The following is a 21,993-nucleotide window of genomic DNA, read 5'->3' as shown; positions in this document are numbered from 1 at the left end:
ACAGTATAAGTTGTGGTTCAACTGGTCGGGACGGCGTCGACATGGAACCTGAGGAGGGCCTCCTGGGCGAATGAGGCGACCAGCGTGCCGTCCGCTGTGAAGACGTCCCCGCGTCCGAAGCAGCGCCCGTGTGCGACCGTCGCGCCGTAGTGGCGCAGCAGCAGCCAGTCGTCGGTGACGAACGGGCGGTGGAACCAGATCGTGTGTGAGGTCGTCGCCGAGGTGAACGCGGTGCCGTTTCCGCGTTGGTCGATGCCGTCGAACGGGCGCAGCGCCGTGCCGATCACGTTCAGGTCGGTGGAATAGGCCAGCAGCGCCGCGGCCGGGCCTTCGTTGAGGACGGGCATCCGCATCCACAGGTCGTAGTCGGTCGATCCGTGGTCGGGGGCGTCGAGATCGGTGACCGACCTGGTGTCCCAGGGGAGTAGTTCGAACCGGACACGGTGCTCGGGGCCCGGCGGCGTGGTGGCGAGGTGGAGCGGCTGGAAGGACGGGCCCGATTCGGCGGCGTGGAGCGAGACGGCGCAGGTGGCGATGGGGCGACGTCCTTGCGTCGCGGTCACTGTCAGTGCGCCGAACGAGCGTCCGTCGTGCAGCGAATCGGCGAGATAGTGAACGGGGGTGTCGGAGGTGCCCTCCCGGAGGAACGACGCATGGAGGGATTTGACCGCTTTGTTCGGGTTCACCGCGTTCGCCGTGCGCACGAACTGGCCCAGCAGCTGGCCGCCGAAAAGACGCCGATGGGGCAGGTGCTGGTTCGACCCCTCGAAGATGTGTGGCGGACCGGTCGGGCTCGATCCCTGGCCATCGGTGGGCGCAGTGGGTATCGAGCGGAGATCGAGGCAGGCCGCGAGGTTGTTCCAGGTGTCTTCCACGGGAGGATTGTACGTCATACGGTAATAGTTACAGTATATCTCTGATCTGCACTCGGGATCGAATTGTCTCACCTATGGTTGTGGCAACAGTATGATTTTCAGGTTCTTGCGGATGTCGAGGTGCTGGTCGATGACGAACTACAAGGGTGTTCGGCGCAGGTCGCTGACGATCGCCGACCGGCGATCGGCGGCACCTTCCGCCGCCGAGGGGCGAGATGGGTCGATTCCCGGCGAAGTGGTTCGCACCATGAGCCACGACCTGCTCGACTACTTCGCGAAATGCCCACAGTGCGGTTACGCGGCGCAGGCATCGGAAACGGTCCGGGCCTTCTCCAGCGGGTTGGTCGAGCGCAGGCTGTATCGCACGTGTGGGATGCCGTGCGGTTGGCACGATTCGTCTGCGCAGGTCGCCGATGCGGTCGCGGCGGTCGCGCTCCCCACTCGGTAGCGCCGATCACCGCGCTCGCGCGAACAGCGTGCGATCGACGGCATCGGCCGACGGTTCGCGTAGTACCTGTTCCAGCGGCGCTCGCAGGATCACGAGATCCGCGGGCGAGCCCCGCCGGATCCGGCGCGGGCGCCCACCCGGGTCGTCGGCGGGGGTGAGGTAGCCCGCGAGTGCCTGTGCGGGCGTGAGGCATTCGCCCGCATTGAGGGTCGTGCCCGTTTCGGTGGCCCGGCGACTGGCCGCGGCGATCACCGCCCACGGGTCGAGCGGACCATAGGGCGAATCGCTGGACATGGCGAGGGGGACACCGTCCGCGAGCAGGCTTCGGCAGCGATACAGATCGTCGAGGTCGTCGGGTTCGACGTGGTCGAGGTAGTAGTCACCGCGCTGGGACAGAAAACCCGGTTGGGTGATCACCCGTAGGCCGTGGCGGCGCAGATCGGCGATGCTGTCGGCGGGCACCAGGGCCGCGTGCTCGACGCGGTCGCCCGGGAAATCCCCTGCCACATCCAGGGCCGCGAGCAGCAGGAGCAGCGCCGCACGGCTGACGCAGTGGACGGCCACGGCCCGCCCGTCGCGGTGGGCCGCGCGAATCCGATCCACCAGCGCGTCGAACGGCGGGAGTCCGGAGTCGGCGATGACGATCTTGTACGGTCCGACACTGACCTGTTCGGGCAGTGGCGCGCTGTTGTGCGCAGACGCGCCGCGCAGGGGGACCCCGAGCAGGTGCAACCGCTGAGGCAGGTCGCCTTCGAGCGCAGCGGTGACCAGCGCGGCTTGCGAACCGGTCGACAGATCGGGGGTCGCGTCGGTGACGCCGGTGATGCCGTAGCCGGTGAGGGTGGCGCCGAGCGAACCGAGAGGTGGCGGCGTCGTGAGTGGTAGCCGGCTGCGTAACCAGGTGTCCGCGCGCCAGATCCGGCCTGTCGGAACACCATCGGCACTACATTCGACGCCGGGATGGGCCGCGTCGGTGATGTGCGCGGCGACGAGCGCGGCGGTGTTGAGAATCCACATCGCGCCACTGCGGTGCTGTACCCGTACCGGTCGGCTCGCATGCAGGGCGTCGAGGGCGACCGCGTCGAGATCGCCGGCGACGGTGTCGACGTAGCCGACGCCGCGAACCCAGCCGTGCTCGTCGGCCGACGCCTCGGCCAGGGCTGTGCTCAGCGCGCGGCGGTTCAGGACGGCCGGCGGGCCGCAGCGCACCGATGCCGCGTCGGCGGCCGTGGCGTGCAAGTGCAGATGATGGTCGTGCAGACCGGGAATGACGGCACCACCGCGCGCGTCGATCACCTCCGTCGCCCCGTCTGCGGACAGCGACAGTCCGATGTCGTCGATCCTGCCGTCGCTGATACGGAGAGCGAGACCGGGGACGCCGTCGATCTCCGCGTCGAGCACGATGACGACCCGGCCACGCGCGGGTCGGCGAGTCCGGCTGGAATCGTCGGTCACGGCACCGGAATCCTCAGCGACTCGAGTACGCGCGCTGTATCGGCACCGGAGTCCGCGGCGGGGCCGATCGGCTTGCGGGACACTGGTTTCGCGACCGGAATCGGTCCGTCCGCGGACTCGACGAACCAGGTATCGCCGCGCCGCGACGTAGGCGGGACCGGATCGGCGGTCAGTGTGCTCGCGACGACATCGGTCATCGAGATGTCCCACAGCACGCCGCGCCCATCGGCCGGTGCCGACACCGCGAGTACGGCGGCGGTCAGGCCGGTGAGTGGATCGGCGATGGCGTCGCCGACGAAAGCCGGTGTGCCCGAATGGGTATCGAAGGCGACCAGTCCGGCGGCCGCGGCGATGTCGTCCCCGAAACCGATACGGTTCGACGCTCGACCCGCGGCGGTGATCGACACCCAGCACGCCCCGCGCCCGACCGCCGCCTCGGCGTCGATCCCGAAACCGGCGAGCGCACGGGGCCGCGACGCCTCGATGACGATGTCGGCGGCGTCGACCAGAGCCCGCAGCGCCGACCGTCCGGTGCTGTCGGTGGGATCGAGAACCACCGATTCGTGTCCGTGATGCAGGAGCGCGTAGAACTGCGGGCTGCCGCGTCGGGCGCCGTCGGGCCGTGCCGGGGTCTCGACCTTGACCACGCGCGCGCCTGCCAGCCCGAGCAGGTGGGCGCACAGCGGGCCCGCCCACAGGGCGCTGAAGTCGACGACGAGCAGCCCTTCGACCGACCGCGGTGTCAGCGGTGCCGGACAGCGCGCAGGCGCGGCGGGCCGCACCGGACCCGCCGCCACGCCGAGGAGTTCGGCGCGTTCGAGGAGATCGTCGCCGCGATGCGCGCGTACCCAGTCGGCGAGTGCGGGCCACGGATCCGCCGCGTCGAGATCGTCGCCGATCAGCGCGCCGAGCAGGAGTGGATCATCGGGCCGGGCGCAGGAGACCGCTGCCCACCCGTCCGCGCTGGGCAGCAGTCGGCAGTGGCCGCCCGCCGACACCGTTCCCCGACGGCGCAAATCCATGAGTGCGGCGCGTTCGCCCAATAGCTGAGCGCCGTCGACAGCGATCGCCTGCGCCGAGACCGCGGCCAGCGTCGAGGACAGCTCTCTGGCCCTGGTGGCCGCGTGCCCCGGCGGCACCAGAGCTGGTCCGTCCGGGCGGCCGGACAGGGCGACCACGCCGCTCGCCGCCCAGTCCGCCGCGGGCGGACCGGGCACCGACGCTGTCGTTGCCTGCACCGTTCGATAGTAGGTCGCGGGGCCTACCCGGTCTCCGTCACCACCGTGTCACTATTGCGCGGTGAGCCGTGAAGCGACTGATCTGGCCTCGGATGCCATGGAACTCGACATCAGCCCGCAGGGGACGCCGCGAAATCCGGTGCTGGTCGTTGCGCTCGACGGGTGGGCAGGGGAATCGCCCGAGCGGATCGCCCGGGTCGCCGAAGCCTTGGCGGGCTCGCTGCGTCTGTCTGTCGGGGTGTTGCGTGGAGCGGTCTCCCCGCGTCTGGAGCCGCTGCTGCGCGCGCTCACCCTGACGCTGGCCGAGGACGGCGCGAACTCGCCGATGATCGTCGACCATCCCGACCCCGAGGCGGCGGTGCGGCACCTGACGGACGCTGTGCGGCGCAATCCGCAAGCGAGCGTGGCGCTGGGGCGACTGCTGCGCCAGACCGCGGTGCCCGATACGACCGCGGCCCTCGGCGCGGAAGCGGCGGTCTACTCGATGCTGCTGGCGGGCAGTGAGTTTCGGCGGTGGCTCACCGAACGCGGTGGGCCGAAACCGGTGAACTTCCCCGATCGTCCCCTGGTACGGCTGGACCGCGAAGCCGACCTGCTGTCGGTGACCCTCGACTACCCTGAGCGCCGCAACGCACTGAGCGCCCCACTGCGTGAACAACTTCTGGAGGCGCTGCGGCTCGCCGAACTCGACGACAGCATCGACCGGGTGCTCCTGCGCGGTGCGGGTCCGGTGTTCTGCAGCGGCGGCGATCTCGATGAATTCGGCACCGCCGTCGATGTGGTCGCCGCGTATCAGGTGCGGCTCGAGCGGGGGCCGTGGCGGGTCATCGACCGGCTGGGCGAGCGGGTCTCGGCTCAGGTCCACGGCGCCTGCATCGGGGCGGGCATCGAGCTGTCGGCTTTCGCGCACCGGCTGGTCGCGGCGCCGGACACGTACTTCCGGCTGCCCGAGATCGCGATGGGGCTGGTTCCCGGAGCGGGCGGCACCGTCAGCGTCCCGCGGCGAATCGGACGTTGGCGGGCGGCCTGGATGATGCTGACCGGCGATCCCATCGATACCGGTACCGCGTTGCGGTGGGGGCTTGTCGACGCCATCGAATGATCTGGTGGATCGCCGTCCACAACCACTCCCGTCAGTCATACTGAATGCATTACAGTAATGCTTCGTAGGATCGTGTCGCGGTGTCGGCTGTCAACAGTCCGCAGCGGGGTCCCACTGGAAACGGCGGTTCTCTCGAGTGAGGTGGTTGCGGAATGGATTTGGGATTGCGTGGCGCGGCGACGGTCGTTGTCGGCGGTAGCCGTGGAATGGGGCTGGCCACAGCACGCTGCCTGGCGGAAGAAGGGGCCAGGGTCGCGGTGGTCGGCCGCTCGGCCGACGATGTCGAGCGGGCGAGCGCCGACCTGGCGCAGCGAGGCAGTGCCGACGCGATCGGTCTCGTCGCCGACGTGCGCGATACCGGCCAGGTGGCCTCGGTCTTCGCCGAACTGGGGAAACGATGGGGTGGCGAACTCAACTCGCTGATCACCACCGTCGGGCCGAACGTCCAGGGCACGGTCGAGGAACTGTCCGACGATCAGTGGCACGAGGCGGTCGACCACGGTGCCCTCGGCATCGTGCACTGCGTCAACGCGGCGCTGCCGCTGCTACGCAAGGCTGAATGGGGACGGATCGTGAACTTCTCCGCGCATTCGACCCAGCGCCAGACCACATCCCTGGTCGCCTACACCGCGGCGAAGGCGATGGTGACCAGCATTTCGAAGAATCTCTCGCTGTTGCTGGCCGAGGAGGAGATCCTGGTCAACGTGGTGTCGCCGGGTACTTTCGTCACGCCCGCGCTCACCGGCTGGGCACGTTCGGTCGGCATCGACGACGATGATCCCTACCGGCTCATGGAGGCGATCGGCACGCACTTCGGCCACCCCGCGCAGATGCCGAGAGCCGGGTTGCCCGAGGAGATCGGCCCGGTCGCCGCGTTCCTGGCCTCGCGCCGCAATTCGTACATGACCGGTGCCAACGTGAACGTCGACGGCGGCTCCGACTTCGTCTGAGCCACTGCTGGTTTCGGCCGGACCCTTGAGGGGTCCGGCCGTCGGGTCCTCGGCGACCTCAGATCCGATAGTCGCGCAGCACACCCTTGCTGATGATCCGCTTCTGGATCTCGCTGGTTCCCTCGCCGATCAGCATGAACGGCGCCTCCCGCATCAGACGTTCGATCTCGTACTCGGTGGAGTATCCGTAGCCGCCATGGATGCGGAAGCTGGCCTGGGTGACCTCGTTGCAGAACTCACTGGCCAGATACTTGGCCATGCCCGCCGCGACATCGTTGCGCAACCCGGAATCCTTCAGACGTGCCGCGTTGACCATCATGAGATGAGCCGCCTCGACCTTGGTGGCCATTTCGGCCAGCGAGAATCCGATCGCCTGATGTTCGACGATGGGCTTGCCGAAAGTCGAGCGCTGCTGGGCGTAGCGCGCGCCGAGTTCGAACGCGCGCAGCGCGATTCCGCAGGCGCGGGCCGCCACATTGACCCGCCCGACCTCGATGCCGTCCATCATCTGCTTGAAACCCTGACCGGGTTCGCCGCCGAGGACCGCTTCCGCCGGGACGACGTGATCGTCGAGCAGCATCTCGGTGGTGTCGATGCCCTTGTAACCCATTTTGTGGATCTTGCCGGGAATGTTCAGTCCGGGAACGACCTCGCCGAATCCGGCGGGTTTCTCGAGCAGGAAGGTGGTGAGATTGTCGTGCGGGCGTTCGTGGCCCTCGTCGGTGCGGACCAGGGTGGCGACGACCGTGGCCGTGGAACCGTTGGTCAGCCACATCTTGCGACCGTTGAGCGTGTACTCGCCCGATTCCCCGCGAACCGCCTTGGTACGGATGGCGGCCACGTCCGAACCGAGTTCGGGTTCGGACATGGAGAACGCACCGCGCACCTCGCCGGCCGCCATACGCGGCAGGAAATGTTGCCGCTGGGCCGCCGTGCCGTGCTGGGCGAGCAGATAGGCCATGATGAAGTGGGTGTTGATGACACCGGAGATGCTCATCCAGCCGCGCGCCAGTTCCTCGACGCACAGGGCGTAGGTCAGCAGTGATTCGCCGAGGCCGCCGTACTCCTCGGGAATCATCAACCCGAACAGCCCCATCTCGGCCATCCGGTCGACGATCTCGCCCGGATAGGCATCGGCGTGTTCGAGCTCCTGTGCGACGGGAATGATCTCCTTGTCCACGAATGTGCGCACAGTGGCCAGTATTTCGGTCTGCACCTCGGTGAGGCCGTGAGTTTGTCCGAGTTTCATCGGGAAATCCGTTCGGTGGAATCGGTACCTGCGTGGCGGGGATCGGCGGCTGCGGCGGGCTCGGCGCGGGTCACAACACCACCGCCGTGAGGGTTTCGGCCACCAGCACCGGTTTGTCCTGCTGCTCGTCCTCGATGACCCATCGAACAGTGAGCAGGCACCGCGATGTGTCGACGGACAGGTCGACCGGGGTTGCCGAAGCTCGCACTCGGGTGCCGACGCGCACGGCAGCGGGGAATCGAACCTTGTTGCTGCCGTAGTTGATTCGTGCAGTGCCGAAGTCGATGGCGTAGAGGTCGCGGCCCAGGAAGGGCAGCATCGACAATGTCAGGTAGCCGTGCGCGATGGTGGTGCCGTAGGGGCCGTCGACGGCGCGGGCGGGGTCCACGTGGATCCACTGATCGTCGCCGGTACATTCGGCGAACGCGTCGACACGGCTCTGGTCGATGGTGCACCACGGCCCGGGGCCGACGGTTTCACCGATCGCGGCCGTCAGCTCATCGAGTGAGGTGAAGCAGCGCTCGACCACGATCACACCACCCGCTCGAAGACAGCGGCCAGGCCCTGGCCACCGCCGATGCACATCGTTTCCAGTCCGTAGCGCAGCTCACGCCGGTGCAGTTCCCTGGCCAGGGTTGCCAGCATCCGTCCGCCGGTGGCGCCCACCGGATGTCCGAGGGAGATGCCGGAACCGTGCACATTGGTGCGGTCGAGATCGCGCTCGCCGAACTTCCAGTCCCGCATGACGGCGAGCGCCTGCGCCGCGAACGCTTCGTTGAGTTCGATCAGGTCGATGTCGGCGAGGGACAGTCCCGCTTGCCGGAGGGCGGCCTCGGTCGCGGGGACCGGTCCGATCCCCATGACATCGGGTCGCACGCCGGCCACTGCCCACGACTTCAAGGTGACCAACGGGGTGAGGCCGAGTTGCTCGGCGTTCTCCCTGGTGGTCACCAGACACATCGACGCCGCGTCGTTCTGCCCGCTGGCGTTGCCCGCGGTGACCGTCGACTCCGGATCGATCTTCGCGCGAACCGCTTTCAGCTGGGCGAGTGATTCCAGAGTGGTATCGGCGCGGGGGTGCTCGTCGGTGTCGATCACCGAGTCCCCCCGACGGGATGTCACCGTGACCGGAATGATCTGCTCGGCGCTGGCACCGCTGCGCGCGGCCTCGACCGCGCGCTGATGCGAGGTCACGGCCAGCTGATCCTGTTCCTCCCTGGGAATCGAATAGGTCCGGCGCAGGTTCTCGGCGGTCTCGAGCATGCCGCCGGGCACCGGGTAGTCCCTGCCGCCTGCGGTCTCGCGTCCGCGCGCCAGTGCGTCGTGGACCCGAACGCCACCGCGTGCGCCGCCCCAGCGCATGTCGAGCGAGTAGAACGGGACGTTGGTCATGCTCTCCACGCCGCCGGCCACCACCACGTCGCTGGCGCCGGCGGCGACCTGCATCACGGCCTGGATGACCGCCTGCAACCCGGACCCGCAGCGCCGGTCGATCTGCATTCCGCCGACGGTCACGGGCAATCCGGCGTCGAGGGCGACGACCCGGCCGATAGCGGGGGCCTCGCTGTTGGGGTAGCAATGGCCGAGGACCACGTCGTCCACGACGCCGGGGTCGATCCCGGTGCGCTCGAGCAGTCCGCGCAGCGCGGTGACGCCGAGGTCGACCGCGGTGAGCGAGGCGAACACCCCGCCGTAGCGTCCGATGGGCGTACGGACAGGTTCGCAGATCACAGCTTCACGCATGGGTTCGGTCTCCGTCATGGTCGAAAGAGGCGGTCAGAACGGTGTGTTCGACAGTTCGGTCGGTGCCGTCACCGGTGCGGACGGCGAGTTCGATACCGGTGGTGTCGCGACGCTGGATGCGGGCCGGTTCGGCGCAGAACAACGGCGCGAGGTTGCGGTGGCGTAGCCGGGTCGGCATCGATTCCGGCCGCTCCCGCCGCAGGGTCTCCGCCATCGCCAGGGTCATGAGCGGTCCGTGCACCACCAGTCCGGGGTACCCCTCGACGCCGGTCGCGTAGGGCCAGTCGTAGTGGATACGGTGGGAATTGGCCGTGGCGGCGCTGAACCGCATCAAGACGGTGGGATCGGTGCGCAATTCCCAGTCCCACTCGGCCACGCGGCGCAGGGGAGTGCCCGCGGCCTCGGGTGCGGGCGGTGTCGCGACGTCGGCACCGCGCTGCGCGGCCTCTCGATAGATCAGGTTCTGGCGTTCCACCACGGCGAGCGTGTCTGCCGCGGTGTAGAGCCGGATCTCGACATCGACCACCACCAGCGGCCCTGTCCTCCCGTTCTTGGGCGTCACCGCGACGACGCGCGCTTCGCGCCGCACCGTCGACCCGATCGCCACTGCCTCGTGCAGCACCACGTCACCGCCGGCGAACATGCGTCGCGGTAGATCGACGGGAGGCAGGAAGGTGCCACGGGCCGGGTGTCCGTCGGCCCCGATCGAGGACGACACGGGCCAGCGGGCCAGCGCCGCCCAATGCCACAGCGGTGGTAGCGGATCGCCCACCCCGAGCGGGGGCGCGCCGGAATCGAGAACCGCGCTCAGCGCCGCGACGGGTGCCGGATCGACGTATTCCTCGGTGACGACGGTATGGGCCTGCCAGCCGGTCACATGAACCGCCCGCCGGTCACTTCCATGGTGGTACCCGTCATGTACGAGGACAGGTCCGAGGCGAGGAACAGCGCGACGCCGGCGACCTCTTCCGGCTCCCCCGCTCGCGACATCGGGATCTCCGCCATCTTCTGGTCCCAGACGTGGGCGGGCATCGCCGTGGTCATTGGGGATCGGATCAGGCCGGGCTGGATCGCGTTGACCCGCACCCCGAATCGGGCCGTCTCCTTGGCCGCCGCCTTCGTGAGACCGATGATGCCCGCCTTCGCGGCCGAATAGTTGGTCTGCCCGGCCATGCCCACCTTGCCCGAGAGCGAGGAGATGTTGATGATGCTGCCCCGCTCCTGCTCGCGCATGATCGCGGACGCGAGTCGGGTCCCGTGCCAGCTGCCTTTCAGGTGCACCGCGATGACCTGGTCGAAGTCCTCCTCGCTCATCTTTCGCATCGAGGCGTCGCGGGTGATGCCCGCGTTGTTGACCATGACGTCGACCGAACCGAACTCGGCGCCCGCGGTGGCGAGCAGCGCCGAGACATCGGCGGCGCTCGTCACATCGCAGCGCACCGCGCGGACGTCGTCCGAGTCCAGCGCCTCCAGCGCCGCATCGGGATTCAGGTCGCCGACGACCACCCGCGCGCCCTCGCGCAGGAAGGTCGACGCGATAGCCAGGCCGATGCCCTGCGCCCCGCCGGTGACGACCGCGACGCGGCCCTCGAGTAGTGACATTGGTGTTGATCCTTTCGGCATGGCGGGCATTCAGTACTGGGTCGAACCCAGGTCTACCGCGATCTGGGCGGCGGTGATGTAGCGGGAGTCGTCGTCGGCGAGCCAGCTGACCGTGGCGGCGACATCCTCGGGTTGGGCCACCCAGTCCGGCAGGAACGGTGTCGTCATGTGTCCGAGCTGGGGATTGGACTCGAGGGAGCGGCCGAGCGCGGCGACCATGTCCCCGCTGCCCATCGGGGTCAGCACGGCGCCCGGATGCACGCTGTTGACCCGGATCCGGTGTTTGCCCAGTTCGGCGGCCAACGCCCTGGCCATGCCCGTCACCGCGTGCTTGCTGGCGGTGTAGTGGACCATGAAGGGCTGCATCTTGATCCCGGCGGCGGAGCTGATCAGGATGATCGAGCCGCCGCGTCCGCCGTCGATGATGTGGTCGGCGCCGGCGATCGCGGTATTCCAGGTGCCGGTGACGTTGACGTCGATGACGTCGCGGAACGACTCGGGGGTGATCTCGTTCCACCGCTGCGGGATGCAGATGCCGGCGTTGGCGACGATGATGTCGAGTCGTCCCAGGGTGGCGACACCCTCGTCGACCGCTGTGCGCAGCCCGTCCAGGTCCCGGGTGTCGACGGTCGCGGCGACGATCCGGCGGCCGGTCGCCTCGACCAGGCGCACCGTTTCCTCGAAGTCCTGCGGCGTGGCCGAATCGTAGGGAACCGCCTCGGGCAGCGGGCCCGCGAGGTCGACAGCGATGATGTCGGCGCCCTCACGCGCCAGTCGCACGGCGTGCGCGCGGCCCTGTCCGCGCGCTGCGCCGGTGATGAAGGCGACTTTGTCGCTGTGTCGGCCGGTCACGTTGTCTCCTCGAGCTGTCGGGCGATCGCTGGAGTGTGGGACAGCGGTCGCGATCCCATGTCCGTGTACCAGCGCGCCGGAAGCTTATTATCGTATGTTTTATCGTAAAGGCAACAGTACTGTGTCGCGTTACCCTGTTGTCGGGGTGTCCACGGCACAAGAAGCGGCTGCGCCGTGCTGGTAGACGCTGTTACAGTTGTCATTACTGGATGGCTGTCTATCAGTGGCTCGTCGCATCGTTCTCGGTAGCGAACGGGTTCAACGCGAGTGAGGAGCGGCGCGGATGTCGAAGGTTGTCGGGTTCATCGGAGCGGGCCAGATGGGCGAGCCGATGGTGGTTCGGCTTGTGGCGGCGGGTCATCGGACCGTGGTCTACGCGCGCCAGGACGCGGTGCGCGACCGCCTGCGGGCCGCGGGGGCCGAGGTCGTCGACTCGGTGCGGGAAGCCGCGGCATCCAGCGAGGTGATCATCGCCTGCCTGTTCTCGGATCAGCAGTTGCGTGAGGTGCTCTCGGGCCCGGACGGGGTGTTGGCGTCGGCGCGAGGCGACGCGGTGATGGTCTCGCACACGACCGGCACGGTCTCGACGATCACCGAGCTCGCCGCCGTGCGACCCGACGGTCCGGTCCTGCTCGATGGGCCGGTCAGTGGGTCGGCCGAGGACATCGCCGCCGGGCGGCTCACGGTATTGCTCGGTGGACCGTCGGCGGCCGTCGAAGCCGTCCGGCCGGTACTGTCCGCCTACTCGAGTTCGGTGCTGGCCACGGGTGCGCTCGGCAGTGCGCTCGGCGTGAAACTGGTCAACAACGCCCTGTTCGCCGCGAACGCGCAACTGGTGGCCGTGGCGGCCGAGGTCGGCCGCAAGCTGGGCATCGAGGAGGACCAGCTGCTGCAGGCGCTGTCGGTGGCCAGCGGCAACAGCTACGCGGCCGATTCCATCCGGCGTACCGGTGGTCTGGCGAAGTTCGAGAAACGCGCCGCGCCGTTCCTGCGTAAGGACGTCGCGGCCTGCGTGAGCGCGACCGCCGAGCTGGGTATCGACCTCGGCGGCTTGGGAGCCGTGATCGCCGACGGTCCGTTCGACTTGAACTGACATCGGCGACCGGGTCGGCCACCACCCAGGTGGTGGCCGACCCGCCTGTTACCTCGCGGCCCGCTCGGCATTGCGGATCAGCCCGCCGCCGATGATCAGGCGCTGGATCTCGCTGGTGCCCTCGTACAACCGCAGCAGCCGGACATCACGGTAGATCCGTTCCACGGCCACATCGCGCATATACCCGGTACCGCCGTGCACCTGCACGGCCGAATCGGCTACCCGCCCTGCCATTTCGGTGCAGAACAGCTTGGCCACCGAGGGCGCGACCCGCCGGTCCTCGCCCGCCACCCACGCCCGCGCGGCGTCGCGGACCAGCGCGCGGCCCGCCATCACCCCGGTCTGCATATCCGCCAGGTGCGCCTGGACCAACTGGAATCGTCCGATGGGGGTACCGCCCTGCGTGGCGGTCGCGGCGTAGGTGACGGATTCATCGAGCGCCCGCTGCGCGGTGCCCACCGCGAGTGCGGCGATGTGGACACGACCCCGAGCCAGCGAGGTCATGGCCGCGCGGTAGCCGATGTCCTCGTTGCCACCGACGAGCGCGTCGGCGCCGACGCGGACATCGCGGAAATACACCTCGGCGGTCCAGGCGCCTTCCTGGCCCATCTTGCGGTCCTTCGGGCCGACTTCCACGCCGGGGGTGTCGGCGGGGACCAAGAACACCGAGATGCCCGCGCCGTCCTCGTCGGCGGGGCGGGTGCGGGCGAACACGACGAACAGATCGGCGACCGGCGCGTTGGTGATGAAGCGCTTCTCGCCGTTGATGATCCAGTCCTCGCCCGACCTGGCCGCGGTGGTGCGCAGCGCCGCGGGATCGGAGCCCGCGCCGGACTCGGTGAGCGCGAACGACGCGACGACGGCGCCGGAGGCGATGTGTTCGAGCCATCGGGATTTCTGGTCTTCGGTGCCGAACCCGACCAGTACCTGACCGGCGATACCGTTGTTGGTGCCGAACAGCGAGCGCAGCGCGAGCGTGGTGTAGCCGAGTTCCATGGCCAGTTCGACGTCCTGGGCGAGGTCGAGACCGAGGCCGCCCCACTCCTGGGGAATCGCGTAGCCGAACAGTCCCATGGCCTTGGCCTGACGCACGATCTCGTCGGGCATCTTGTTCTGTTCGGCGATCTCGCGCTCTCGCGGCACGACCGCGTCGCGGACGAAAGCCTTGGTCTGGGCGAGTATTTCGCGGAAGTCCTCCGCGGTGACCGCGCTGGTGGCGGTGGATGCGCTCGTCATGACAGGGCCTCCTCGTTCACGGCGTGGTGTCGCCGTCGTGTTCGATATGTCTCGTGGGCATGGCCCGATGCGCCGGATTGACCGGACGCGCGTTATGTCTAACATTACTGTAATGCCAGCGGTAAGTAATACGGGAGATGTGTCGAGGGTCGTGCTCACGGCGCGGAACTCGATGGACAGGGCGGTAAAACGATGACTGCGTACGACACGGGTGTGCTGATCCTGCGGGTGTGCCTCGGCCTCACCATGGCCGCGCACGGCTACCAGAAATTCTTCGGGGGTGGTCGGATACCGGGCACGGCCCGCTGGTTCGACAGCATCGGGATGCGGCCGGGCATCCTGCACGCGCGCTTGGCCGCGAGCAGTGAGGTCGGCGTCGGCCTCGCGCTGGCCTTCGGGTTCCTCACCCCGCTCGCGGCCGCGGGTTTCGTCGCGCTCATGCTGGTCGCCGCGTGGACGGTGCACAGGTCCAAGGGCTTCTTCATCGTGGGTGAGGGCTGGGAGTACAACCTGGTGCTGGCGGTGGGCGCGGTGAGTGTGGCCACCCTCGGTCCTGGCCGGATCAGCCTCGACCAGCTGATCTTCGGCACCGATCGGGTGGACGGCTGGTGGGGATTCGGCCTCGCCGTGGGCGTCGGACTCGCGGCCGGTATCGGCCAGCTCGCGCTGTTCTACCGGCCGCCGGCTCCGGCCGGGTCCTGAGCGAAGCGGAGGGCAGACGAATGTCGGTACAGGACCACGCCGCGACCGAGCTCGTGACGACACTCGCCGACGGCCTCGCCGGCTTCGGCGACCGGCCGTGCATCGAGTTCGAGCGGCGCTGGTATTCCGGCGACGACGTGGAGGGATACGTCCGCCGGATCACCGCGGAGCTGGACCGTGCCGGCGTGCGCGCCGAGGAGTCGATCGGCATCGTTGTCCGCAATCGGGTGCCGCACGCGGCCGCGATCCTCGGATTCATCACTCAGCGTCGCCCGGTCACGATGATCAACTCGTATCAGTCGGCCGCCGGTATCGCCCGCGACATCGAACAGACACGCCCGGTCGCGGTGATCGCCGATCGGGGGGACTGGACGGCGCCGGTTCTGGCCGCCTGCGAGCGGGTCGGCGCTGCCGGGATCGCGGTGTCACTGGACGACCCCTCGGTCGAGACCATCGTGCGCGGTGACCGGTCGATCGGCCGAGTCGCCGATCGGGTGACAACCGTGCCCGGACTGCACATCCTGACCAGCGGAACGACCGGCCCACCCAAGCGGGTGCCGATTCCCCTGTCGGCGTTGGGGCATACGGTCCGCACCATGACCGGCGGGGCGACCGTCGCCGATCCGGACGATCCGCCGGAACTGGTGTACTGGCCGTTCGGCAGCATCGGTATCTGCCAACTGCTCGCGGCCCCCTTCCTCGGTAAGCGCATGGTGTTGCTGGAGAAATTCACGGTCGAGGAATGGGTGCGGGCGGTCAAGACCTACCGGGTCACTCGGACCGGCGTGCAGCCGACGATCCTTCGCATGCTGCTGGAAGCCGATGTGCCACGCGAGGACCTGTCGACCCTGAAGTATCTGCCGGGTGGTTCCGGCCCGCTCGAGCCGGAACTGCGCGCGGAATTCGAACGCCGCTACGGCATTCCACTGCTGTGGGCCTATGGTGCCACCGAGTTCGCCGGTTCGGTGTGCGCGTGGACGCCGCAGTTGTACGAGCGATTCGGCGCGACCAAGGCCGGCAGCGTCGGTGTGCCGCTGCCCGGGGTAAGGGTGCGCATCGTCGACGCGGTGACCGGTGCGCAGATGGGCGTCGGCGAGACGGGACTGCTCGAGGCCGAGGTGGCCGCGCTCGGCGCCACCTGGGTCCGGACCACCGATCTCGCCTCTGTGGATGCCGACGGTTTCGTGACGGTACACGGGCGAGCCGATGGCGCGATCAATCGTGGCGGTTTCAAGATCCTGCCCGAAACCGTGCGTGCCGCCCCGCTCGCCCATCCCGCGGTTCGGGACGCGTGTGTTGTCGGCGTCCCGGACAGCCGACTGGGTCAGGTTCCTTTCGCCGCCGTGCAGCCGCGTCGCGAAATGCCGAAACCCACGGAAGCGGAGCTGATCGCACACCTGCGGGATCAGCTGCCGAGCCACCATGTGCCCGTCGCGATCGCCGTCGTCGACGATCTTCCGCGTAATGCCGCGCTGAAGGCCAGGACGGACGCGGTGGCCGCCCTGTACACCGGGCGTTGATTTCGGGGGTCTCCGCGCGACTGGTGATCGCGCGGGGACCCCCGCGGGCGTAGTGCCCGTTCGGGGCTAGCCGCCCGTGGTCGCCGATCCGTCCGTCGCGAAGCTCACCGTCGCGAAGTTCACGGTCGCCAGCGCCGCCAGCGCTCCGTCCTCGCCGTCGAATACCTCGACCTGGACCACGATCGACCGTTTGCCTGCGTGCACGATCTTGCTCACCGCGCGCGCGGTGCCCTCGGTGATCGGGCGGAAGTACCGCACGCTCAGATCCGAGGTGACGATACCGGCGTTCGGCGGCCGGGACTCCAGGGCGAGGGTGCCCGCCGCGATGTCGGCCAGTGTCGCGATCAAGCCGCCCTGCAGCCCGCCGGAGGTGTTGACGACGTGCGGCGCGACGGGCAGCTCCCAGATGAGCGAGCCGTCGAGGTCGGTCGCCTTGCGGAAGCCGATGTGGTCGAGTAATCCAGTGATCTCTCGGATGGTCGACATCATGTCGGATCACCACTTTCGGAATGTGGCCGTGGGCCGATGGGGGTTGCGGTGAAGTGCGCGCGGACCGCGGACAGGTCCGCCTTGCCCGACGGGGTACGCGGAATCGCCTCTACGACAGCGATTTCGGTGGGGATCTCGTAGCGGGCCAATCGAGTGCTCAGGTAGTCGACCAGCTCGTCGACCTCGGTGTGGCGACCCGCGCGCAGCTCGACCATGGCGACCGGGGTCTCGCCGAGCCGGTCGTCGGTCCTGGCGACGACCGCGGCGCCACCGACCGCGGGATGTCCCTCCAGCGCGGCGCGCACATCATCGGGCATGATCTTGAATCCACCGCGGATGATGGCCTGATCGGCACGTCCGAGAATCCAGAGGAACCCGTCGGCGTCGATGCGGGCGATATCGGTGGTCCGTACCCAGCTCGCGGTGGGACCGAGCTGGCCGGGTGCGACCTCGAGCAGGCCGGGCACGTCCGGCCCGAGCGCGGTGCCGTCCTCGTCGACCACCCGCAGGCGGGCGCCGCCACTGGCCCGGCCGACGCTGCCGCGCTTGGTGTTCCAGAATTGCTGGTGGTCGGGAAGCGTCCAGCCGGCGACGCCGCCGCCGAACTCGGTGGCGGCATACGACGTCAGGACCGGGATGCCGAACTTGTCCTGGAAGGCGTCGGCATCGGCGGCCGACAGCGGCGCGGTGCCCGAGGTGACCACCCGCACGCCGTCGAGATCCGCGGGGCCGAGGTCGGAGTGCAGCACCATCCGCAGGGCGGCGGGGACCAGCGACACCGCGCCCGGCCGGTGCGCCCGCACCGCCGCCGCCCAGCGTTCGAGGTCGAAGCGCGGCAGGAAGACGAACGGCCTGGCAGCGACGACACACTGCAGAATGCGGAAGATGCCGCCGATGTGCACCAGCGGGGCATTCACGATCGCGACGCCACCGCGCGGTGCGGTCGGTGTGGCGGCCTGCTCGAAGTCGGTGCCGATGACACTGCGCGCCAGCATGTCGTAGGTGATCTCGACACGCTTGGGCGGCCCGGTGGTCCCGCTGGTGAGCATGCGGACGGCGATCCCCGGCAACGGGGTGCCCGCGTCGTGCTCGCCGATCGGCTCGCTGGGGATCGGTGCGGTGTCGAGGTCGGCGATGGTCACGGTCGCGGTCCCCGGCCCGACGAGCCCGGCCAGGTCCGCCTGCCCGCCGATCACCAGTGGCAATTCGAGCGCGGCGATATCGGAGCGGGTGCGGTCGTCGCCACGGGAGGGGTTGATCACCACGACGGTGCCGCCGCTGAGCAGCACGCCGAGGAACGCGGCCACGTGTTCGGGGCGGTTGCGCAACAGGATGCCGACCTGGCACGGCGTTGTGATCAGCGCGCTGACGCGTCGTGCGGTCTCGGCGAGTTCGCCCCAGCTGTGCCAGGTTCCGTCGAATTCGATGGCCCGTGAACTCGGCGCCAGGTCGAGGACTCCGGCGATGCGCCCGCTCAGTGGATGGTCGTGGGTGTCGGTCATCAACGAATCCTCGGTTCGGTCGAAATGCCGCGGCGTTGTGCATCCCCCGCGGCCGCGGCGAGTTCCGCCTTGGCGATCGGGTTGCCCAGGCGGGTGTAGATCAGGCCCTGATCGAGTGCGGCCCGGTAGGGCTTGTCCAGCGATTCCCAAATCGCCTTCACCGTGCCCTGGGTCGCCGTCGGCGGCTTGGCCGCGATGCCGGCGGCGATGGCGTGCGCGCGTTCCCAGAGTTGTTCGCGGGTCACGATTTCGGTCACCAGGCCGATGCGCAGCGCGGTCTCGGCGCAGACCCGTTCGTCGTTACCCATCAACGCGATGCGCAGGGTCTCCCCGAGCCCGACTCGGCGCATGAGTCCGATCGGCTCCAGCGCGCAGACCAACCCCGCCGACACATGGGAGTCGAAGAAGGTGGCATCGTCGGAACAGATCACCACGTCGGACTCGTTGACGAAGTAGAACGCACCGGCGGTGCACAGGCCGTTGACCGCGCACACCACCGGTTTCCACATCTTCTGCCACTTGGGGCTCAACAGCTCGCCGGGGTCCTCGTGGTGCCAGATCCCGTCGGGTTGGCCGTAGGCGGACTTGATGTCGAGTCCCGCGCTGAAGGCGCGAGTGCCCGCCGCGCGCAGGACGACCGCGTTGACCGAGTCGTCGAGCCTGATCCGGCGCCACGCGTCGCGCACCTCCTCGCACATGGTGCGGTTGAAGGCGTTGAGCCGCTCGGGGCGGTTCAGGGTGAGGGTGGCGACCCGGTCGTCGGCGTCGATGTCGAGCGTGATCGTGCTGTAGTCGGCGCTCATCGGCACTGCCATTCCGGGGCGCGCTTCTCCACGAACGCACGTGGTCCCTCGAGCGCGTCCTCGGTGCGGGTGACCCGTTCGCGGAACGACTCGGCCAGCATCTCGGCCTCGTGCATCGGCACGTCCAGGCCCTTGACGATCGCCAGCCGGGTGCCGCGAACCGCCAGCGGCGCATTGGAATTGAGGATGTCGGCGATCTCGCGAGCCCGCTCGAGCAGGCGGTCGTGCTCGACGACCTCGGTGATCATGCCCAGTTCGTAGGCGCGCTGGGCGCTCATCCGCTCGTGCTTGCCCATCATCGCCATCCGCAGGGCCACGGTGCGCGGGAGCACCCGCGCGAGACGGACCACCTCTCGGCCCGCGACGAGCCCGATGCTCACATGGGGATCGAAGAAGGTGGCTCGATCCGAGGCGATGATGATGTCGCCGGTGGTCACCCAGTCCAGGCCCGCTCCGCAACAGATTCCGTTGATCGCGACGAGGATCGGTTTGGTCATGGTCCGGAAGGGCGGGGTGCCCTCCTGCGGAGCCTCCCACTGCTCGTAGGTCGACAGGTACGGCTTCTCGTTGAGGACCTTGCCGTCGCCGGGGATGGCCTTGACGTCGGCGCCGGTGCAGAAGGCACGACCGTTCGCGGTCACGATGAGCAGCCAGACCTTGTCGTCGTTCTCGGCCTCGTCGTAGGCGGCGCGCAATTCGGTGATCATGTGCGGGCTCAGCGCATTGAGGGCCTCGGGCCGGTTCAGCGTGATGGTGGCCGTGTGCCCGTCTACCTCGTAGCCGATGGTGTCGAACGGCATGCATTCCTCCTGGGGGACAGGGCGTGGCCCATACTGTTAGATATACAGTAGACAATACCGTTATGGTTCTGCCAAGGTGACGTGAAGTACCGACGAGGAAAGAGTGGCGATGGCCGAGAACGGGACCACACCTTCGGGCGGCACGGGAGCCGACCGGCCCGCCGGGGGGAGTACGAGCAAGGGCGTCCTCGACGGTGTGCGGGTGCTCGACTACGGCCGGTTCATCGCCGCCCCGTGGTGCACCGCGATCCTGGCCGACATGGGCGCCGATGTCGTCCGCGTCGAGAAGCGCGAGGGCGGCGAGGACCGCTGGGTGCAGGCGGTGACCGAGGGTGGCGAAGGCGGCACGTTCCTGCAGTGCAATCGCAACAAGCGGTCGCTGACCCTGGACTCGACCACGCCGGACGGCGCCGAGATCACCCGTCGCCTCGTGGCAGGCGCCGACATCGTCGTCGCCAACATGCCGTTGGCCGGAATGCGGGCCAGCGGACTCGACTACGACACCTTGCGCGCGGTCAAGGCCGACATCATCCTGGCCAGCGCCACGGCCTACGGCGAGGGCGGTCCCTACAGTGACCGGATCGGTTTCGACGGTGCGGGCCAGGTCATGTCGGGCGCCACCCACCGTCAGGGCCTGCCCGAGCAACCGATCCGCACCACGGTTCCCTACACCGACTTCGGCACCGCGATGACGCTGGCCATCGGGGTCATGATGGCCCTGTTCCACCACCGCGCCACCGGCGAGGGCCAGCACGTCGAAGGCGCCTTGCTGCCGACCGCGCTGATGATGAGCAACGCGTTCCTGATCGAGCGCGACCTGCTCGGCGTCGACAAGCCGCGCATGGGCAATCGGGGAACCTCGGTCGCGCCGTGCGACCTCTACGAGGTCACCGACGGCTGGGTGCTGCTCCAGGTGGCCGGGCAGCCGATGTTCCGTCGCTGGTGCCGGTTGATCGGCCGGGAGGACCTCATGGACGATCCGCGCTTCGCCGATGACGACGTGCGCTGGCAGCACGGCGACTTCCTCAACGACCTCATGCAGGACTGGTGCCGGGGTCGGACGAAGGCCGAGGTGCTCGCTGCGCTCGAACAGTTCAAACTGCCCGCGGCGCCGATGCACAGCACCAAGGACGTGCTCGAGGACCCGCACGTCGAGAAGCTGGGCTACCTCGAGCGGATCGACTATCCGGGCGCGTCGAAGCCGGTGCCGATCATCGCGACGCCGTTCCGGTTGTCGCGCACGCCGGGGCGGATTCGTCGGCGCGCGCCGCTGCTCGGCGAGCACACCGGGCAGATCCTGGCCGATCTCGGGTACAGCCCCGATGAGGTGGCCGACCTGCGCGAGCGACAGGTCGTCTGATGACCACGCCCATCCCCTTCGAACAAGGAAGAGACATTCGATGACCAGTTCCAGTACCGCCGAGGGCCGCGTGCTCTACGAGGTCGATCCCGATCGCCGGATCGCCACCATCACGCTGAACAACCCGTCGCAGCGCAACTCCTACAACGCCGAGATGCGGGACGGGATCGCGCGCTATCTGGACGAGGTCGCCGAGGATGACGACATCACCGTCGTGCTGCTGCGCGGCGCCGAAGGGGTGTTCAGCACCGGCGCCGACATGAACAACGCCTACGGCTGGTACGGGGAGCGCCCCGCGACCAACGGTGATCGGCCCGCCAAGAGCCGGCCGAGTCAGCGCCGCCGACTCACGGTGGACCGCAAGTCCTTCGGCTTCTACCACAATTTCATGGGCTTCCCGAAGGTCACCGTCGGCGAGATCAGCGGCTACGCGCTGGGCGGCGGATTCGAGATGGCCCTGATGACCGACATCTCGGTCATCGCCCGCGACGCGAAGATCGGCATGCCCGCCGCGCGGTTCCTCGGCCCGGCGCTGGGCAGCCTGCACATGTTCTTCCATCGGCTCGGCCCGGTGCTCGCGCGCCGGATGCTGCTCACCGGCGACATCATCGAGGCGGGCACGCTCGAGCACCTCGGTGTCTTCACCGAGACCTGCGATTCGGCGGCGGTCACCGCGCGGGCGCGCTACTGGGCCGAGAAGGCGGCGAAGATGCCGGCCGACGGTGTGGTGATCGCGAAGGAGGCGTTCCGGATGGTCGAGCAGAGTCAGGCCTATCAGGGCGAGGAGGTGGCGAGCTATCTGTTCCACGCCTACGGCACCAACCTGCAGTTCTCACCGGGAGAATTCAATTTTGTGAAGACCAGGGCCGAGCACGGCACCAAGGAGGCGTTCCGGCTGCGCGACGCCCACTTCCACGTGCCCGAGCCGGAACTGGACTAGCGAGAACCTGACAATTGAGGCCCGGGTCCCTGCG

General features: G+C 68.6%; 22 protein-coding genes. 8 read left to right on the top strand and 14 right to left on the bottom strand.

The genetic code is table 11. The annotated features are described in order from the left end of the window. Positions 1–17: 17 nt before the first annotated feature. Positions 18–875: an acyl-CoA thioesterase gene (locus NA12_RS06570; RefSeq protein ID WP_067447037.1), complete on the bottom strand. Its 858-nt coding sequence runs from the start codon at positions 873–875 to the stop codon at positions 18–20. 130 nt (positions 876–1,005) lie between these two features. Here NA12_RS06570 and NA12_RS06565 point away from each other — a divergent pair, with 130 nt between their 5' ends. Further along, positions 1,006–1,323 (top strand): hypothetical protein, encoded by a 318-nt coding sequence (locus NA12_RS06565; protein ID WP_132369885.1) that lies wholly within the window; start codon positions 1,006–1,008, stop codon positions 1,321–1,323. Positions 1,324–1,329: 6 nt separating this feature from the next. On the opposite strand, the gene NA12_RS06560 is transcribed toward NA12_RS06565, so the two are convergent. Beyond that, positions 1,330–2,778, bottom strand: a complete 1,449-nt coding sequence (locus tag NA12_RS06560) for an amidohydrolase family protein (protein WP_084472393.1) — start codon at positions 2,776–2,778, stop codon at positions 1,330–1,332. Beyond that, the gene (locus NA12_RS06555; protein WP_067447033.1) at positions 2,775–4,016 is read right to left on the bottom strand and encodes a CoA transferase; all 1,242 of its coding nucleotides are present in this window, start codon (positions 4,014–4,016) and stop codon (positions 2,775–2,777) included. Before NA12_RS06555 ends, NA12_RS06560 begins: the two co-directional genes overlap by 4 nt. A gap of 61 nt (positions 4,017–4,077) precedes the next feature. On the opposite strand from NA12_RS06555, the gene NA12_RS06550 reads away from it, so the two are divergent. Beyond that, on the top strand, positions 4,078–5,118 hold the full coding sequence (locus tag NA12_RS06550) for an enoyl-CoA hydratase/isomerase family protein (RefSeq protein ID WP_243654934.1): 1,041 nt from the start codon (positions 4,078–4,080) through the stop codon (positions 5,116–5,118). Between the two features lie 152 nt (positions 5,119–5,270). Next, a complete protein-coding gene (locus NA12_RS06545; RefSeq protein ID WP_067447029.1) occupies positions 5,271–6,068 on the top strand; it encodes an SDR family NAD(P)-dependent oxidoreductase in 798 nt (265 codons plus the stop codon). 58 nt (positions 6,069–6,126) lie between these two features. On the opposite strand, the gene NA12_RS06540 is transcribed toward NA12_RS06545, so the two are convergent. The 6 genes from NA12_RS06540 to NA12_RS06515 all read right to left on the bottom strand — a co-directional run bounded on the left by NA12_RS06540 (position 6,127) and on the right by NA12_RS06515 (position 11,514). Continuing rightward, positions 6,127–7,317: an acyl-CoA dehydrogenase family protein gene (locus NA12_RS06540; RefSeq protein ID WP_067447027.1), complete on the bottom strand. Its 1,191-nt coding sequence runs from the start codon at positions 7,315–7,317 to the stop codon at positions 6,127–6,129. Between the two features lie 70 nt (positions 7,318–7,387). Then, a complete protein-coding gene (locus NA12_RS06535) occupies positions 7,388–7,846 on the bottom strand; it encodes a MaoC family dehydratase (protein WP_067447613.1) in 459 nt (152 codons plus the stop codon). Positions 7,847–7,848: 2 nt separating this feature from the next. Next, positions 7,849–9,060, bottom strand: a complete 1,212-nt coding sequence (locus NA12_RS06530) for an acetyl-CoA C-acetyltransferase (protein WP_067447612.1) — start codon at positions 9,058–9,060, stop codon at positions 7,849–7,851. Next, a complete protein-coding gene (locus tag NA12_RS06525) occupies positions 9,053–9,937 on the bottom strand; it encodes an HTD2 family dehydratase (protein WP_067447025.1) in 885 nt (294 codons plus the stop codon). The genes NA12_RS06530 and NA12_RS06525 overlap by 8 nt, the downstream gene beginning before the upstream one ends. Next, on the bottom strand, positions 9,934–10,662 hold the full coding sequence (gene fabG / locus NA12_RS06520; protein ID WP_067447023.1) for a 3-oxoacyl-ACP reductase FabG: 729 nt from the start codon (positions 10,660–10,662) through the stop codon (positions 9,934–9,936). The genes NA12_RS06525 and fabG overlap by 4 nt, the downstream gene beginning before the upstream one ends. Before the next feature lie 30 nt (positions 10,663–10,692). Further along, positions 10,693–11,514, bottom strand: a complete 822-nt coding sequence (locus NA12_RS06515) for a mycofactocin-coupled SDR family oxidoreductase (RefSeq protein WP_067447021.1) — start codon at positions 11,512–11,514, stop codon at positions 10,693–10,695. A 283-nt stretch (positions 11,515–11,797) separates the two neighbouring features. Between NA12_RS06515 and NA12_RS06510 the strand changes: the two genes are divergently transcribed. Then, complete coding sequence (locus NA12_RS06510; protein WP_067447020.1) at positions 11,798–12,607, top strand: NAD(P)-dependent oxidoreductase; 810 nt, start codon at positions 11,798–11,800, stop codon at positions 12,605–12,607. A gap of 48 nt (positions 12,608–12,655) precedes the next feature. Here NA12_RS06510 and NA12_RS06505 read toward each other — a convergent pair whose 3' ends face one another. Then, a complete protein-coding gene (locus NA12_RS06505; protein WP_067447018.1) occupies positions 12,656–13,843 on the bottom strand; it encodes an acyl-CoA dehydrogenase family protein in 1,188 nt (395 codons plus the stop codon). 192 nt (positions 13,844–14,035) lie between these two features. On the opposite strand from NA12_RS06505, the gene NA12_RS06500 reads away from it, so the two are divergent. After that, on the top strand, positions 14,036–14,545 hold the full coding sequence (locus tag NA12_RS06500) for a DoxX family protein (RefSeq protein ID WP_067447016.1): 510 nt from the start codon (positions 14,036–14,038) through the stop codon (positions 14,543–14,545). Positions 14,546–14,565: 20 nt separating this feature from the next. Further along, complete coding sequence (locus NA12_RS06495; protein ID WP_067447014.1) at positions 14,566–16,065, top strand: class I adenylate-forming enzyme family protein; 1,500 nt, start codon at positions 14,566–14,568, stop codon at positions 16,063–16,065. Positions 16,066–16,131: 66 nt separating this feature from the next. Here NA12_RS06495 and NA12_RS06490 read toward each other — a convergent pair whose 3' ends face one another. The 4 genes from NA12_RS06490 to NA12_RS06475 are packed head-to-tail and all read right to left on the bottom strand — an operon-like array spanning position 16,132 to position 19,659. Continuing rightward, positions 16,132–16,554, bottom strand: coding sequence for a PaaI family thioesterase (locus tag NA12_RS06490; protein WP_243654933.1), 423 nt, complete (start codon positions 16,552–16,554; stop codon positions 16,132–16,134). Further along, positions 16,551–18,056, bottom strand: a complete 1,506-nt coding sequence (locus NA12_RS06485) for a class I adenylate-forming enzyme family protein (RefSeq protein WP_067447010.1) — start codon at positions 18,054–18,056, stop codon at positions 16,551–16,553. Before NA12_RS06485 ends, NA12_RS06490 begins: the two co-directional genes overlap by 4 nt. Next, positions 18,056–18,871, bottom strand: coding sequence for an enoyl-CoA hydratase/isomerase family protein (locus NA12_RS06480; protein ID WP_067447008.1), 816 nt, complete (start codon positions 18,869–18,871; stop codon positions 18,056–18,058). Before NA12_RS06480 ends, NA12_RS06485 begins: the two co-directional genes overlap by 1 nt. Next, positions 18,856–19,659: an enoyl-CoA hydratase/isomerase family protein gene (locus NA12_RS06475; RefSeq protein ID WP_067447006.1), complete on the bottom strand. Its 804-nt coding sequence runs from the start codon at positions 19,657–19,659 to the stop codon at positions 18,856–18,858. Before NA12_RS06475 ends, NA12_RS06480 begins: the two co-directional genes overlap by 16 nt. Before the next feature lie 109 nt (positions 19,660–19,768). On the opposite strand from NA12_RS06475, the gene NA12_RS06470 reads away from it, so the two are divergent. Together NA12_RS06470 and NA12_RS06465 are read left to right on the top strand one after the other, a co-directional pair. Next, complete coding sequence (locus NA12_RS06470) at positions 19,769–21,019, top strand: CaiB/BaiF CoA transferase family protein (protein ID WP_084472392.1); 1,251 nt, start codon at positions 19,769–19,771, stop codon at positions 21,017–21,019. A 40-nt stretch (positions 21,020–21,059) separates the two neighbouring features. Continuing rightward, positions 21,060–21,959, top strand: coding sequence for an enoyl-CoA hydratase/isomerase family protein (locus tag NA12_RS06465; RefSeq protein WP_067447004.1), 900 nt, complete (start codon positions 21,060–21,062; stop codon positions 21,957–21,959). The last annotated feature ends 34 nt before the right edge of the window (positions 21,960–21,993 follow it).

It is taken from the genome of Nocardia alba NBRC 108234 (assembly GCF_001612665.1).
Classification (GTDB): Bacteria; Actinomycetota; Actinomycetes; order Mycobacteriales; family Mycobacteriaceae; genus Nocardia; species Nocardia alba.
Note: the sequence above shows the minus strand (reverse complement) of the source record. Positions and strands in the feature narration are given on the sequence as shown.

Excerpts from the sequence above, each read along its gene's own strand:
- NA12_RS06565 (WP_132369885.1), top strand. The coding sequence starts at position 1,006 with ATGACGAACTACAAGGGTGTTCGGCGCAGGTCGCTGACGATCGCCGAC.
- NA12_RS06545 (WP_067447029.1), top strand. The coding sequence starts at position 5,271 with ATGGATTTGGGATTGCGTGGCGCGGCGACGGTCGTTGTCGGCGGTAGC.
- NA12_RS06540 (WP_067447027.1), bottom strand. The coding sequence starts at position 7,317 with ATGAAACTCGGACAAACTCACGGCCTCACCGAGGTGCAGACCGAAATA.
- NA12_RS06530 (WP_067447612.1), bottom strand. The coding sequence starts at position 9,060 with ATGCGTGAAGCTGTGATCTGCGAACCTGTCCGTACGCCCATCGGACGC.
- fabG (WP_067447023.1), bottom strand. The coding sequence starts at position 10,662 with ATGTCACTACTCGAGGGCCGCGTCGCGGTCGTCACCGGCGGGGCGCAG.
- NA12_RS06510 (WP_067447020.1), top strand. The coding sequence starts at position 11,798 with ATGTCGAAGGTTGTCGGGTTCATCGGAGCGGGCCAGATGGGCGAGCCG.
- NA12_RS06505 (WP_067447018.1), bottom strand. The coding sequence starts at position 13,843 with ATGACGAGCGCATCCACCGCCACCAGCGCGGTCACCGCGGAGGACTTC.
- NA12_RS06500 (WP_067447016.1), top strand. The coding sequence starts at position 14,036 with ATGACTGCGTACGACACGGGTGTGCTGATCCTGCGGGTGTGCCTCGGC.
- NA12_RS06495 (WP_067447014.1), top strand. The coding sequence starts at position 14,566 with ATGTCGGTACAGGACCACGCCGCGACCGAGCTCGTGACGACACTCGCC.
- NA12_RS06490 (WP_243654933.1), bottom strand. The coding sequence starts at position 16,554 with ATGATGTCGACCATCCGAGAGATCACTGGATTACTCGACCACATCGGC.
- NA12_RS06485 (WP_067447010.1), bottom strand. The coding sequence starts at position 18,056 with ATGACCGACACCCACGACCATCCACTGAGCGGGCGCATCGCCGGAGTC.
- NA12_RS06480 (WP_067447008.1), bottom strand. The coding sequence starts at position 18,871 with ATGGCAGTGCCGATGAGCGCCGACTACAGCACGATCACGCTCGACATC.
- NA12_RS06475 (WP_067447006.1), bottom strand. The coding sequence starts at position 19,659 with ATGCCGTTCGACACCATCGGCTACGAGGTAGACGGGCACACGGCCACC.
- NA12_RS06470 (WP_084472392.1), top strand. The coding sequence starts at position 19,769 with ATGGCCGAGAACGGGACCACACCTTCGGGCGGCACGGGAGCCGACCGG.
- NA12_RS06465 (WP_067447004.1), top strand. The coding sequence starts at position 21,060 with ATGACCAGTTCCAGTACCGCCGAGGGCCGCGTGCTCTACGAGGTCGAT.